Source organism: Chloroflexota bacterium (genome assembly GCA_016219275.1).
Classification (GTDB): Bacteria; Chloroflexota; Anaerolineae; order UBA4142; family UBA4142; genus JACRBM01.
Genome location: JACRBM010000040.1, coordinates 186,185 through 199,355, shown reverse-complemented (window position 1 = coordinate 199,355; position 13,171 = coordinate 186,185). Strand labels below are relative to the sequence as shown.

The following is a 13,171-nucleotide window of genomic DNA, read 5'->3' as shown; positions in this document are numbered from 1 at the left end:
GTAGGAGCATGGAACGATGGACGATTTTCTCCAAGAGAATTTTCAAATCGCTACGTTGGTTGTGATCGTCATTATCGTCTTGGTGTGCATGGCGCTCGGTTTGATTTTTGTCAATCCGCAAGTGGCACTGAATCCGTTCAAGCCGCCGCTACCCACGCCGACCGCGATTGCCGCGCTGCCGCCAACCTGGACGCCGACGCCGACGAATACGCCGACGGGTACGCGAACGCCCACCGCCACGGGCACGCCGACGGTGACACCGACCGAAACGCCGATTCCAAGTGCAACGCCGATTCTACCGACGTCCACACCCACGCGACGACCGACGCCACGCCCCACGCGTCCGCCCGCGCCAACCGCGTCGCCGTACATCTACACGACGTTTATCATCGAGTGTAAGCACGCGGGCGGCACGTACATCGAAGGGTACGCGACCAATGCGCAAGGCGAAGAATCCGGTGTGCGTGTACGCTTGGGCAGTACCGCCGGCGGTGACGAAATCCAAACGGTGACCACCGGCTCGAATCGCAGTCCGGGTTATTATGTGTTCGTGTTGAATGATCGCGGATCGCGCCCAGGCACCTACTATGTGTGGGTCGTAGACGGCAATGGTCGCGCGATTTCAAATCCCAGCGTGGGACGCGTGACGACGAACGACATTCGCAACTCGGACGATCCTAGCGCGTGTTGGCGCGCAGTCGTCAGTTTTGGTCGGCGATGAACGACGACAACTTTCAAATCGCGACGCTGGTCGTCGTCGTGTTGATCGTGCTCGCAGTCGCGGCATTCTTTTTGATCTACATCAATCCGCGTGTCGCGATCAATCCGTTCAAACCGCCCTTGCCCACGCCGACCGCGATTGCGGCGTTGCCGCCGACCTGGACACCCACGCCGACGAATACGCCGACGATCACATTAACGCCGACCGCGACCGGCACACCCACGCTCACGCCTACACATACGCCAACCCCAACGGACACGCCCGCGCCAATCGTACCCACCTCCACCGCGACGCGTCGTCCGACCGCGCGTCCGGCTACGTCAACGCCGATGAGTTTCATTTATCGCGCGAACCTGGTAAGTTGCACGCATTCGGGTGGCACGTACATCAAAGGGACGGTATGGAATAGTGGTTCGCCCCAAAGTGGCGTGCGGATTCGCGTCTCGACTAGCGCGGACGTCGCAACAGTCGTGGATGAGCAAGCGACGCGCCAACAACCGGATGGCGCAGTCAACTACACGTTCGTTCTGCGCTCTCTGGGCGCGTTCGCACAACCCTCCTATTGGCATGTGTGGACAGCAGATAGCAACGGCAGTCCCACCTCCGATCCCAACTTTCGCATCCAGACGAATAACTATCCGTCTGAAAATTCCCAGTCCTGTTGGTTTGCGGTGGTCGATTTCGTTGCCGCGCGATAGAGAATCAACCTTGCGAAGACGCTTGGGCGAAACCTTCGCAAGGTTGAGCACTCGATAAATCACAAATTAATCCACAAGGTACTATTGACGCTGTCGCGACGCGATGTTACTATGGAATTATCCAGACCATTAGAACGGCGATGGAAGATGACAATTCCACAAATAGCACAACGTCCCGTCCAGACACTTGAAATGCGTACCCACGAAGTTGACATCGAGTTGCTGACCTTTGTCGAACGCTATGCCACCAATCTTGCCAAATGGGATTTGCTCGTTTTCTTTGGGCGCAATCCAGCGGCGCGTGAGAATGCCTTTTCCATCGCGCACCGCATCGGTCGGCGGACGAGCGTTATCGAAAAAGAGTTGAACGATTTAGTGTATCTGGGTATTCTGCGCGCGCGCGAAAATGAACACGATACGCTGTACGAGTTGACGCGTTTGTCGGAGACCCGGCGTACTGTAACGCGACTCGCGCGCCGCAGCGTTCCCTAGTTCACCAAGCGCATCCCGAAAACCAGAGGCAGAGCCGAAGGGCTATGCCTCTTTTGCGTTTCATGGGGGATTCGACTATAATCCACGCGCATCTCGCATTGGAGAAAAAATAATGGAAATTGATTGGTTTGGACACGCGTGTTTTCGTCTGCGCGGACGCGATGGCGTCGTGATCACCGACCCGTACTCGAAAGAGATCGGCTTGAGTTTCGCGCGCCCGCGCGGCGATATCGTCACGATCAGCCACGATCATCCGGGACACGCGTACGCGCAAGGCGTCAAGGGCGAACCCAAGATCATATCCGGACCAGGCGAGTACGAAATCAAGAATGTTTTCGTAAGCGGCATTCGCACCGCGCACGATAAAAAGAACGGCAAGGATCGCGGCGCGAACACGGTTTACGTATTCGATATGGACGGTTTGACGATCTGTCATCTCGGCGACCTGGGTCACGTACCAGTGCAAGCGCAAACCGAAGCGCTGGGCAACGTCAACGTGTTGCTCATTCCGGTCGGCGGCGTCTCGACGATCAACGCGAGCGATGCCGCGGAAATTGTCGGGCAACTGGAGCCGCAAGTGGTCATCCCCATGCACTTTTACCATCCCGACTTGAACTTTAAACTCGATCCCGTCGCCAAGTTTTTCAAAGAGATGGGCATCAAGGCGACCGATGCGACGCCTAGTTTCAAAGTGACCAAGGATTCGCTGCCGCATGAGACCCAAGTTGTCTTGCTCGAAGCGCGCCAAAAAGAGTGAGTTGAGTTTCGTGCTAGGTGTGTTGTGTCGCCGCTCGACCGCGTGGATGCTGTTGTTGTGCGTGGTGAGCGGCATTGTTATTTCTAGCGCGGGCTGCGCGTCTCGCCCCACGCCAATCGAGGATGACCCGGTAGACGCCGCGCCGTTACCAACCAAAATCGCGATTGCGGTGCCGACCGAAACGCCGACGCCGACGCGCACGCCCACTGCCACCGCGACACGCACCGCGACGGCGACGGCGACGCGCACGCGCACGCCACTGCCAACCGCGACACCCGCGCCGACGCGGACGCCCGTCGCCGCGCTCAAGCCGGCAACGAACGCGACTGTCGCGCCAACACCATTGCCGACGGTGAACCTGGGTGAAACGTACAACCTCTTGCGCGTGCTTTCATCGCCGATCAATCGCCCCGCCGCAGCGCATCCTGATTTCAATTTAAGCGTGCGCGGTTATGCGCCGACGACCGGCGCGTTGAAACTTGTGGACATCGAAGGACCCGCCGATGTTTCCGCACCGCAACTCGCGACGATGTTCGCGAACAATCGCGCGCCGGTGATCACCACGTTGTTTCAGGTGTACGATTGGAACAAAGAGTGCAATTGTCGCGGCGCGTTGATTATGGAACCTGAAGCGACGATGGCGAGCGTCGCCGCTGAAGCCGGTGAATGGCTGCGCGTGCCCGCGTCTGGTTACAACATTGGCGAAGGGTACGAAGTGTTCGTGCTCTATGCCGATGCGGAACGCGTGATGCTCAAGTACACGCGCGAGGACAATGCCGAGGGCGGGTACGCACTCTACGTCGAAAACATCGCGGTGGACACGAATCTCATCGCGTTGTATCGCCAGGCGAATGACGCGGGACGCGGCGAGATGCCGGCATTGCGCGAAGGACAAGCGTTTGGCAAAGCACGCACGAACGAAGTGCGCTTTGTGATTCGCGACGGCGCGTTCTTCGACCCACGCTCGCGCAAAGATTGGTGGCGCGGCAAATAAAACCTTTCCACGAAGGGCACGAAGGAGCACGAAGATTTTTTTCCTTCGTGACCTTTGTGCGCTTGGTGGAAAAAGAGAGCAGAAATGTTTGACATTGCGTACATCGGACACTATACCAAAGACACGATTGTGTACACGAACGCGACGCGCGTGGTGGATGGCGGCGCGTTCAATTATGGCGCGAACGTCGCCGCGCGCCTCGGCTTGCAAGTCGCGGTCGTTACGCGGCTGGCGCGCGAGGACTGGCGCGTCGTCGAGAGTCTGGAAAAACTGGGTGTCACCGCATTTGCGCGTGAGACGCCCGCGTCGACGTGCTTGCGTCTGATCTATCGAACTGCGAATCTCGACGAGCGCATTATCGAGATCACGAGTTCGGCGGGCGCGTTCACGACGGATGAAATCGCGAGGGTGCGCGCGCGCGCGTTCGCGATTGGCGCATCGGTGCGCGGCGAAGTACCGACCGAGGTCGTCGCGGCGATTGCCGCAAAAGGCGCGCTCGTCGTACTCGACGTGCAGGGTTTCCTCCGTATCGCGCGTGAGGGCAAGTTGGTCGCGGACGATTGGCGCGACAAGGCGGACGTTCTGCGCTACGTTTCGATTCTCAAAACGGACGCGGTCGAAGCCGAACTCATCACGGGTGAAAAAGATCGTCGCGTTGCCGCGCGCAAACTCGCCGAGTTCGGTCCGCGCGAAGTTTTGCTCACACACGGCGGCGGTGTGCTCGTGTATCACGATGGCGCGATTGCCGAAGCGCCGCTCGTGCCGCGCGAATTGCGCGGGCGCAGCGGTCGCGGTGATACGTGCACATCGGCGTACGTGTCACGAAGACTGACTGCGCCGCCGGAAGACGCGGTCGTGTGGGCGGCGGCGGTGACGAGTTTGAAACTCGAAGCCGAAGGACCGTTCAATCGGACGCGCGCAGAAGTCGAGGCGTTGTACAACCAGTTGCGTGCGGCTCAGGTCTGACATATTTTTCTCTGGGAAACGTTGTGGTATAATGGCACGGCTTGAGGGGGAGTCATGAGTGACACTATCGGGTTGAATCAAAAAATGCAAGAGGTTCGCGCGCTCGCGGATGGAAAAGGATTCTCGTCTGACCCGGCGCGCATCTGGGAAATGCTCGCGCTGATTCACACCGAAGTGTCGGAAGCGACGGACGCGTACAAGAAAGGCGAGCCGCTCGAACATATCGGCGAAGAGTTGACCGACGCGATCATTCGCATATTGCATTTGATGTCCGCGCTCAATCTCGACGCCGAGCAATTGTTCGTGGACAAGATGAAGAAAAACTGGGAACGACCGCACAAGTACAATACGGTACGTGGCGGATAAAGGCAGTGTTCAGTATCCAGTGTTCAGTTTTCCAACTGAATGCCGAATACTGAATACTGAATACTGGTTATGCGTGAACGTTCATACCGCGTCGAAGCCATTGTCTTGAAGCGCACCGATACCGGCGAGGCGGATCGTTTGCTCACGCTCTACACGCCGGATCGCGGCAAACTGCGCGCGATTGCCAAAGGCATCCGCAAACCGACGAGTCGCAAGGGCGGGCACGTCGAATTGTTCACGCACTGCGCGTTGCAAATCGCCAAAGGCAAGCACCTTGACATCATCACCCAAGCCGACACGATAGACGCGTATTCACCCTTGCGCGACAATCTCGACCGGCTGGGTTACGCGTACTATCTTGCGGAACTCGTAGACCAGTTCGTCGAAGAAGCGATTGAGAACGCGGAGGTATTCGATCTGCTCAGGCACGCGCTCGAATGGGTCGGCGAGGTGAGCACCGACCCAGGATTGCTCGCGCGGTATTTCGAGTTGCAACTACTCACGCATGTCGGTTATCGTCCGCAGTTATTTGCGTGTGTGAATTGCGGCAAACCGATCGAGCCGATGGACAATTTCTTTAGCGCCGAAGCGGGCGGCGTGCTCGACCCCGATTGCGCGGCGATGCCGCGCGAACACATGCGCGACGCGCAACCGCTTTCGCTCGGCGCGCTCAAGGTGCTGCGCTATTTGCAGACGCGCGAGTGGGCGACCGTGCGCGTGGTGCGGCTCAAGCCGGACGAGCAGAGCGCGGTCGAGACATTGATGTACCGGTACATCGCGCACCATCTTGAACGCAATTTGAAGAGTGTCGAGTTTTTGCGCGAGTTGCGCCAGCCGACGGTGATGTACGAAAGGCAATCCCAATGAAAGCCAAACCCAGCAAAACGCGCGAGACGCGCGCAGCGTATCGCGTCAGAACAAAACACGCAATCAAACCGCGCCCCGCTCAACCCCGTGTGCGAAAATCGCTTGCGCCGGTCGTGGCGTGGGCAGAGCGCATTGCGCCGACGGACGATCAGCTGCGCGAATGGGATATGTGGTTGAACGAACACGAACCAGAGTTTGAAGAAAAATATCCCGGACATTATTTGGCGATTTGGGATAAGCAGATTATTGCGGCAACCACTGACCGCAATAGTGTGTATCGCCTTGCGCGGCGCGCGCGTCCTGAAGTAATCCCGCTCATTACCTATGTTCCGCGCGAACAAGATATGTTGGTTGTGCCCAGTAACTTTCCTGTCGAGTGGAGCAAACCGGATGCCAAGTGATGTCAACCCTGTTCGGATTCCTTATCAGCCCTTGCGCGGTTTTGATTCACCGGTTGTCTCAATAACTCTGTTTCATGATCGGGCAAGTGTGATTGAAAAGGCGTATGTGGATTCCGGCGCGTTGTATTCGATCTTCGCCGCAAATGTTGCCAATGAACTGGGGCTAAATCTGCTTGCCGGTAAACGCGCAACCGTAATGGGATTGGATGGTCGTAGAACCTTTATTTATCTGCACCCGGTCGGTCTCCGAATTGGGACAATGCAAATTCGCGCCGAGGTGGGCTTTGCCGAACAATTTGGGCTTGGTTTCAACTTGCTTGGTCGCCGTTCGGTTTTTAATCAATTGCAATTTTGTTTCAACGATCGCGACGGCGCGCTCACAGTATCGCGTCTTGAATCATAAAAATTTTCGCGAGGTAGATGACCAATGCCAGACATGGAAACGATTGTCTCATTGTGCAAACGACGTGGATTTGTGTTTCAAGGGTCCGAGATTTACGGCGGCATCGGCGGATTCTGGGATTACGGTCCGCTCGGCGTCGAACTGAAAAATAATATAAAGCGCGCGTGGTGGAAGGCGATGGTGCAAGACCGCGACGACATCGTCGGCGTGGACGCGGCAATCCTGATGAACCCGAATGTCTGGGTCGCGAGCGGGCATGTCGAAACGTTCACCGATCCGCTCGTCGAGTGCAAGAACTGCCACAAGCGTTTTCGCGCGGATCAAATTCCCGGCGAGGCGTGTCCGAACTGCGGTAACAAAGGCACGATGACGGAACCCAAGCAATTCAATCTGCTTTTCAAAACGCACGTCGGTCCGGTCGAAGACGACGCCGCGATTGCATACTTGCGTCCCGAAACCGCGCAAGGCATCTTTACGAATTTCCGCAACGTCCAAGATTCGATGCGGAAAAAAATTCCGTTTGGTATCGCGCAGATCGGCAAGTCGTTTCGCAACGAGATCATCACCGGCAATTTCATTTTCCGCGACCGCGAGTTTGAGCAGATGGAAATGGAATTCTTTCTCAAACCCGGCACGGAAGATGAATGGCACGATCGTTGGCGCGACGAACGCGTCGCGTGGTGGAAAAAGACGTTCAATATCCGCGATGAGAATATTCGTGTCAAGGTGATTCGACGCGACGGTACGTTCATCCAGGGTCCCGACCCCGACGATGTGAAAGAGGAAAAGCCGCCGCACTATTCCAAAGGCAATTACGATTTAGAGTATCGCTTCCCGATGGGCTGGAGCGAAGTCGAAGGCATCGCGAGCCGCACCGACTGGGACTTGGGCGCGCACTCGAAATTGAGCGGCAAGGACCTCTCGTATTTTGACGACGAGACAAAAGAAAAGTATATTCCGTATGTTGTCGAACCGGCAATGGGCGTGGAACGCGCGGTGCTCGTCGCGCTCTTTGAGAGTTACGAAGAGCAACCAGTGCGGAACGAAAAGCGCGTCGTCTTGCATTTTCCCAAGGCGCTCGCACCGATCAAGGTCGCGGTGTTGCCGCTTGCGCGCAACCGTCCGGAAATCGTTGAGATCGCACAAAAACTTACGGCGGAGTTAAAGCCGCACATGATGGCGATGTACGACGACTCGGCGAGCATCGGTCGTTTGTATCGCCGTCAAGACGAAATCGGCACGCCGTTCTGCGTGACGGTGGATCATCAGTCCGCGATTCCCGGCGATGAAAAGTACGATGGCAAGGTCACGATTCGCGACCGCGATTCGATGGAGCAGATTCGTGTACCGGTGGCGGAAGCGAAGCAAGTGTTGATGGAAAAATTAGTCGGATAGAAATGCGGTCGAGTAGTCACGTGTCCGCAAAGGGGGAATGATGGCAAGTAATTTGGTCATTGACCGCTCTGCACTTCCACTGCGAGTTCTGGAATGGCTAGAGTCGGATGCGAAGAAATCGGGGATTCTACTTTACCGCGAAGAAAACGATCAAGTCGTACTTGAGCGGTTGGAAAACATAGACCCGGCGATGCTAACGCGTGTTCGCGCCAATATCCAACGCTACCATTCTGCGCTTCAACGATTAGCGGAAGCATGAAATGCAGTATCTCACTGCCGAGGAATTGCTAGCGATTCATTTGGAAGCCATTCATGAATTCGGTGGTACACCAGAGGTTCTGGACTTTGAAAAGCTAAAGTCGTGTCTAGAAACGCCGCAACAAACGATGTTCGGCGAAGATCTGTACCCAGATTTGCCATCCAAAGCGGGTGTCTTATTTTTGCTGTTGATCCAAAATCATCCCTTTATGGATGGCAACAAACGAACAGCGACCTTAGCGTTACTCGAATTTTTGGAGCGCAACGGACATAAGCTGGATACGACGAATGACGATCTTTATCAATTCGCGATGGATGTCGCTACGTCAGTTCTGGACAAGGAGCAAGTCACCGAGTGGATTCGCGCGCATTTGCGGAATGTATCGTGATTCAAAATCCTGAGATCGCCGCGCGCATCATCGCGCTCGAACGCGCGGCGTTAGATCGCTGGGGCAAGGGCGATCCGTCCGGCTTTCTCGAAATCTCTGCGTCAGATGTCGTGTACTTTGATCCGTACCTCGAACGACGGATAGATGGGCTGGACGCGCTGACGCGATATTACGAAGCGATTCGCGGTCAAGTTCACATTGATCGCTACGAACTCATCAATCCGCACGTTCAGGTTTGCGACGACGCGGCGGTACTGACGTTCAACTATGTGTCGTACACCGGCGAGTCCCAGAGTCGTTGGAATTGTACCGAAGTGTATCGGCGCGCGAATGACGCGGACTTGTGGCGCATCATTCAAACGCACTGGTCGTATACGCAAGCCGGTAAATAACTCTGAATCCCAAATCCTAAATCAAAAATCAAAAATCGAAAATTCCCAAGACAACTGCTCCCGATTGGCTGGACTTACAACGGCGTGCGTTCGTTCCAATCCGAGGCATAGTTAATTTCATCAGGAGGAATGTTGCGATGGCAACAAAAACTGTCAGGCAAGCAACGAAAGCGATTGCGAAAAAACCAGCCATGAAGGCGAAAGCATCAACCGCGAAAAAGTGGGTGTACCTGTTCGCCGAAGGGAACAAGGACATGCGCGATCTGCTCGGCGGCAAGGGCGCGGGTCTCGCCGAGATGACGAACGCGAAATTGCCCGTCCCGCCCGGCTTTACGATCACGACCGACGCGTGCAACACGTACACCGCGCTCGGCAAACAATTTCCCAAGGGCATGTGGCAGCAGGCGCTCGCCGCGATGAAACAGGTCGAGAAACTGACCGGCAAAAAATTCGGCGATCCCAGCAATCCGCTCCTCGTCTCCGTCCGTTCGGGCGCGAAATTCTCGATGCCTGGGATGATGGACACGGTGCTCAACCTGGGTCTCAATTCCGAGACGATGGTTGGTATCGAAAAATTGACCGGCAATCCGCGTTTCGCGCAAGATGCGTACCGCCGTTTCATCCAAATGTTCGGGCGCATCGTGATGGGCATCGAAGCGAAAAAGTGGGACGCGATCTTTGACGGCGCAAAAGAAAAATATCACGCCAAGCAAGACACTGACCTCGATACGAACGGATTGAAAGAGGTTGTGGCGCAGTACAAGGAATTGTACAAGAAAGAAATCGGCGACGAATTTCCCGAAGACCCGTACAAGCAACTCGAACTCGCGATTCAAGCCGTGTTCGGTTCGTGGATGGGCAAGCGCGCGGTGGACTATCGCCGCATCAACAAGATTCCCGATAACCTGGGCACCGCGGTCAACGTCTGCACGATGGTGTTCGGCAATCAAGGCGACGACTCGGGCACCGGCGTTGCGTTCACGCGCGATCCGGGGACGGGCGAGAATGAACTGTTCGGCGAGTACCTCGTCAACGCGCAAGGCGAAGACGTGGTCGCCGGCATTCGCACGCCGATGAAGATCGCGGAACTCAAAGACAAGAATGTCCAGGTCTATAACGAATTCCGCAAGCTCGCGCGCCAGATGGAAAAGCATTACCGCGAAATGCAAGACCTGGAATTCACGGTCGAGCGCGGCACGCTCTACATGCTCCAGACGCGCACCGGCAAACGCACTGCGCGCGCAGCCGTCAACATCGCGGTGCAGATGGTCAACGAAAAATTGATCACGAAAGAAGAAGCCGTGCAACGCGTGGACCCGCAACAGGTTGTCCAACTGTTGATGCCGCAATTCGATATGAAGGCGAAAGACGACGCGAAGAAAATCGGCAACTTGCTCGCGACCGGTTTGAATGCCTCGCCCGGCGCGGCGGCAGGTCTCGCAATCTTCGACCCAGACACCGCGGAAAAACTCGGCAAGGAAGGCAAGAGCATTATCCTGGTTCGCTACGAAACGTCGCCGGAAGATGTGCACGGCATGTACGCCTCGAAAGGCATCTTGACCCAGCACGGCGGCGCGACATCACACGCAGCCGTCGTCGCGCGCGGCGCGGGCTTGCCCTGCGTGGCGGGTTGCGAAGGCATCCGCGTGGATGAAGAAAAGAAATTGTTTACCGCCGGAAATAAAATCGTCAAGGAAGGCGATTTCATTTCGATTGACGGCGGCGCGGGCGAAGTGTACGCCGGCGAAATCAAAACCGTCTTGCCCGATTTCGACAAGGACGAGAATTTGAAATTGCTCTTGTCGTGGGCGGATGAAATTCGTTTGAAGAAATCGCGCAAGGGCATGAAGAACGCGCCCGAACTGGGTCTGCAAGTGTGGGCGAACGCGGATTATCCGCGCGACGCACGCATGGCGCGTCGTTTCGGCGCGCAGGGTATCGGCTTGTGTCGCACCGAGCACATGTTCTTTGAAACCGAGCGCCTGCCCATCGTGCAGAAAATGATTCTCGCGCACAGCGACGAAGAACGCCAAAAATATCTCGATCAATTGTTGCCGATTCAGCGCAGCGACTTTGTCGGGATCTTTGAAGCGATGGAAGATTTGCCGACGGTCATTCGTTTGATTGATCCGCCGCTGCATGAATTCTTGCCGTCGTACGAAGAACTGCTAGTCAAGCAAACCGAACTGCGCGTGCGCATCGAATACATGAAGAAAGACAACGTCAATACGCAATCGCAAGAAGCCGACCTGCACGCGACCGAGCAAATGCTCAAAGCGGTCGCGGGGATGAAAGAAGCGAACCCGATGCTTGGCTTGCGCGGTTGCCGCCTCGGCATCACGATGCCGCAGATCACCATCATGCAGACGCGTGCGATCATCGAAGCGGCGTGCATCCTCAAGAAACGCGGCGTCAACGTGCATCCCGAAATCATGATCCCGCTCGTCGGTCATGTGAACGAGTTGAAGAATCAGCGCGATTTGCTGGAAGCGGAAGCGAAGAAGGTTATCGCCGAGCAAGCCGTCGAACTCGAATACAAGTTCGGCACGATGATCGAGATTCCGCGCGGCGCGTTGACCGCGGCGCAAATCGCCGAGTACGCGCAATTCTTCTCGTTCGGCACGAACGACTTGACGCAAACAACTTTTGGTTATTCACGTGACGATGCCGAAGGAAAGTTTTTGCTCAAGTACGTCGAAGACAAGATTCTGCCGGAGAATCCATTCCAGGCGCTCGATCAAATCGGCGTCGGTCGCTTGATGGAAATCGCGGTTGCCGAAGGGCGCGGCGTTAAGCCGAACCTCAAGGTCGGCATCTGCGGCGAGCACGGCGGCGATCCGTCCTCGATTGATTTCTGCCATCGCACCGGGCTGAACTATGTGAGTTGCTCACCGTTCCGCGTGCCAGTCGCGCGATTGGCGGCGGCGCAAGCGGCGCTCGCGAAGGTTGTGAAGGACAAGTAAATCTGTGGTAAAATGTTGGCGCAGGGGATGACTCCTGCGCCAACTGATTTGTGAAGTGAGCAATGACTCGTTCGACGCGAACGATGGTGACGATTGATCTTCAAGACCTTGAAAAAATGATTCGGAAAATTGTACGACACGATGTGCGACAAATTGTGCGCGAAGAATTGGCGCGCACGGGCGCCGAAGTGGTTGAACCGTGGATGTCTGATCCAGAATCGCCGTTGTATCAAGACATGCAAGAATTAGCGAAAGAGATGCGGAGTAGTCATCATCCCAAACTGTTGACCTATGACGAGGTGTTTGGAAAATGAGTTACGCTGTTCGCCTCACGCCGCGTTTTAAGAAAAGATTGGTACTTTATGCCGGTCTTGCCAAACGAATTCAAAAAGAGGTAAACAGAATTATCGAGTCACCGTATCAAGATACAAAATTTCCGGATTATTTTTGTGATCTGCGAAGAATGCCGGAAAGAACCAGAGTGTGTCTATTGCGAATGTGAAGGATTAGAAGACCAAAAGACTTTGTCGGAAACAACTTTTACCTCTCGCCAAGACGCAAAGCACGCAAAGAATCATCTTGAAAAAACTTGGCGTTCTTGGCGGCTTGGCGAGAGAGGTCTTATTCCCGATAATGTCTAAAGTATTGTCTTTCTCAATTTGAGTCCGCACGACAAGGCGTAGGGAATGCGATAATTGTCGGTCTGAAATGGTTAGAACACGATCCCAGATTAAAACTATCGTAAATCAATACGTGGACAATTTACACGCGCGGGGAATCCAGGTCGAACAAATCGTCCTGTTCGGGTTCTATGCGCGTCAGCGCGCACGCGAAGGAAGCGATATTGACTTGGCAGTGATTGCGCCGCAATTCGCGCGGTTGAACTTGCGCGAGCGATACGAGACCTTGGGGTTGGCGAATATGACGTTGCGCGAACCGATTCAGGCAATCGGTTTTTCGCCGCGTCAATGGCGCGACGCGGAACGCGGCAGTTTTGCGGAGGAGATTCGCCGGACGGGACGAGTTATCTATCGACGGGCAAAACGAAACAGCATTGTACGGCGTAAAATCAGAACAGTACAAGCGTCGGGGCGAGTCACATAACTCGC

17 protein-coding genes are annotated in these 13,171 nt (G+C 55.6%); all 17 read left to right on the top strand.

Annotation, left to right across the window (positions count from 1 at the left end; all coding sequences use genetic code 11):
* Positions 1 to 16: 16 nt before the first annotated feature.
* Positions 17 to 721: a hypothetical protein gene (locus HY868_09995; protein MBI5302459.1), complete on the top strand. Its 705-nt coding sequence runs from the start codon at positions 17 to 19 to the stop codon at positions 719 to 721.
* Complete coding sequence (locus HY868_09990) at positions 718 to 1,419, top strand: hypothetical protein (protein ID MBI5302458.1); 702 nt, start codon at positions 718 to 720, stop codon at positions 1,417 to 1,419. The genes HY868_09995 and HY868_09990 overlap by 4 nt, the downstream gene beginning before the upstream one ends.
* A gap of 147 nt (positions 1,420 to 1,566) precedes the next feature.
* Positions 1,567 to 1,911, top strand: coding sequence for a hypothetical protein (locus tag HY868_09985; GenBank protein ID MBI5302457.1), 345 nt, complete (start codon positions 1,567 to 1,569; stop codon positions 1,909 to 1,911).
* A gap of 112 nt (positions 1,912 to 2,023) precedes the next feature.
* Entirely contained in the window at positions 2,024 to 2,668 is a 645-nt protein-coding gene (locus HY868_09980) for an MBL fold metallo-hydrolase (protein MBI5302456.1), read from the top strand.
* Positions 2,637 to 3,662, top strand: a complete 1,026-nt coding sequence (locus HY868_09975) for a hypothetical protein (protein MBI5302455.1) — start codon at positions 2,637 to 2,639, stop codon at positions 3,660 to 3,662. The genes HY868_09980 and HY868_09975 overlap by 32 nt, the downstream gene beginning before the upstream one ends.
* A gap of 84 nt (positions 3,663 to 3,746) precedes the next feature.
* Entirely contained in the window at positions 3,747 to 4,628 is an 882-nt protein-coding gene (locus tag HY868_09970; GenBank protein ID MBI5302454.1) for a carbohydrate kinase, read from the top strand.
* A 54-nt stretch (positions 4,629 to 4,682) separates the two neighbouring features.
* Positions 4,683 to 4,994 carry a hypothetical protein gene (locus HY868_09965; GenBank protein MBI5302453.1) on the top strand — a complete coding sequence of 104 codons (312 nt, stop codon included), beginning with the start codon at positions 4,683 to 4,685 and terminating at the stop codon, positions 4,992 to 4,994.
* Positions 4,995 to 5,063: 69 nt separating this feature from the next.
* Complete coding sequence (gene recO / locus HY868_09960) at positions 5,064 to 5,861, top strand: DNA repair protein RecO (GenBank protein ID MBI5302452.1); 798 nt, start codon at positions 5,064 to 5,066, stop codon at positions 5,859 to 5,861.
* Positions 5,858 to 6,262 (top strand): hypothetical protein, encoded by a 405-nt coding sequence (locus HY868_09955; GenBank protein ID MBI5302451.1) that lies wholly within the window; start codon positions 5,858 to 5,860, stop codon positions 6,260 to 6,262. The genes recO and HY868_09955 overlap by 4 nt, the downstream gene beginning before the upstream one ends.
* A complete protein-coding gene (locus HY868_09950) occupies positions 6,252 to 6,665 on the top strand; it encodes a hypothetical protein (GenBank protein MBI5302450.1) in 414 nt (137 codons plus the stop codon). Before HY868_09955 ends, HY868_09950 begins: the two co-directional genes overlap by 11 nt.
* Before the next feature lie 24 nt (positions 6,666 to 6,689).
* Positions 6,690 to 8,060 carry a glycine--tRNA ligase gene (locus tag HY868_09945; GenBank protein ID MBI5302449.1) on the top strand — a complete coding sequence of 457 codons (1,371 nt, stop codon included), beginning with the start codon at positions 6,690 to 6,692 and terminating at the stop codon, positions 8,058 to 8,060.
* Between the two features lie 40 nt (positions 8,061 to 8,100).
* Complete coding sequence (locus tag HY868_09940; protein ID MBI5302448.1) at positions 8,101 to 8,319, top strand: hypothetical protein; 219 nt, start codon at positions 8,101 to 8,103, stop codon at positions 8,317 to 8,319.
* 1 nt (position 8,320) lies between these two features.
* The gene (locus tag HY868_09935; protein MBI5302447.1) at positions 8,321 to 8,707 is read left to right on the top strand and encodes a type II toxin-antitoxin system death-on-curing family toxin; all 387 of its coding nucleotides are present in this window, start codon (positions 8,321 to 8,323) and stop codon (positions 8,705 to 8,707) included.
* Positions 8,707 to 9,099 (top strand): nuclear transport factor 2 family protein, encoded by a 393-nt coding sequence (locus HY868_09930; protein ID MBI5302446.1) that lies wholly within the window; start codon positions 8,707 to 8,709, stop codon positions 9,097 to 9,099. The genes HY868_09935 and HY868_09930 overlap by 1 nt, the downstream gene beginning before the upstream one ends.
* A gap of 191 nt (positions 9,100 to 9,290) precedes the next feature.
* A complete protein-coding gene (locus tag HY868_09925; protein ID MBI5302445.1) occupies positions 9,291 to 12,062 on the top strand; it encodes a pyruvate, phosphate dikinase in 2,772 nt (923 codons plus the stop codon).
* A gap of 62 nt (positions 12,063 to 12,124) precedes the next feature.
* Positions 12,125 to 12,376 carry a hypothetical protein gene (locus HY868_09920; GenBank protein ID MBI5302444.1) on the top strand — a complete coding sequence of 84 codons (252 nt, stop codon included), beginning with the start codon at positions 12,125 to 12,127 and terminating at the stop codon, positions 12,374 to 12,376.
* A gap of 394 nt (positions 12,377 to 12,770) precedes the next feature.
* Entirely contained in the window at positions 12,771 to 13,166 is a 396-nt protein-coding gene (locus HY868_09915; protein MBI5302443.1) for a nucleotidyltransferase domain-containing protein, read from the top strand.
* Positions 13,167 to 13,171: the final 5 nt, after the last annotated feature.

Excerpts from the sequence above, each read along its gene's own strand:
- HY868_09995 (MBI5302459.1), top strand. The coding sequence starts at position 17 with ATGGACGATTTTCTCCAAGAGAATTTTCAAATCGCTACGTTGGTTGTG.
- HY868_09990 (MBI5302458.1), top strand. The coding sequence starts at position 718 with ATGAACGACGACAACTTTCAAATCGCGACGCTGGTCGTCGTCGTGTTG.
- HY868_09985 (MBI5302457.1), top strand. The coding sequence starts at position 1,567 with ATGACAATTCCACAAATAGCACAACGTCCCGTCCAGACACTTGAAATG.
- HY868_09980 (MBI5302456.1), top strand. The coding sequence starts at position 2,024 with ATGGAAATTGATTGGTTTGGACACGCGTGTTTTCGTCTGCGCGGACGC.
- HY868_09970 (MBI5302454.1), top strand. The coding sequence starts at position 3,747 with ATGTTTGACATTGCGTACATCGGACACTATACCAAAGACACGATTGTG.
- HY868_09965 (MBI5302453.1), top strand. The coding sequence starts at position 4,683 with ATGAGTGACACTATCGGGTTGAATCAAAAAATGCAAGAGGTTCGCGCG.
- recO (MBI5302452.1), top strand. The coding sequence starts at position 5,064 with ATGCGTGAACGTTCATACCGCGTCGAAGCCATTGTCTTGAAGCGCACC.
- HY868_09955 (MBI5302451.1), top strand. The coding sequence starts at position 5,858 with ATGAAAGCCAAACCCAGCAAAACGCGCGAGACGCGCGCAGCGTATCGC.
- HY868_09950 (MBI5302450.1), top strand. The coding sequence starts at position 6,252 with ATGCCAAGTGATGTCAACCCTGTTCGGATTCCTTATCAGCCCTTGCGC.
- HY868_09945 (MBI5302449.1), top strand. The coding sequence starts at position 6,690 with ATGCCAGACATGGAAACGATTGTCTCATTGTGCAAACGACGTGGATTT.
- HY868_09940 (MBI5302448.1), top strand. The coding sequence starts at position 8,101 with ATGGCAAGTAATTTGGTCATTGACCGCTCTGCACTTCCACTGCGAGTT.
- HY868_09935 (MBI5302447.1), top strand. The coding sequence starts at position 8,321 with ATGCAGTATCTCACTGCCGAGGAATTGCTAGCGATTCATTTGGAAGCC.
- HY868_09925 (MBI5302445.1), top strand. The coding sequence starts at position 9,291 with ATGAAGGCGAAAGCATCAACCGCGAAAAAGTGGGTGTACCTGTTCGCC.
- HY868_09920 (MBI5302444.1), top strand. The coding sequence starts at position 12,125 with ATGACTCGTTCGACGCGAACGATGGTGACGATTGATCTTCAAGACCTT.
- HY868_09915 (MBI5302443.1), top strand. The coding sequence starts at position 12,771 with ATGGTTAGAACACGATCCCAGATTAAAACTATCGTAAATCAATACGTG.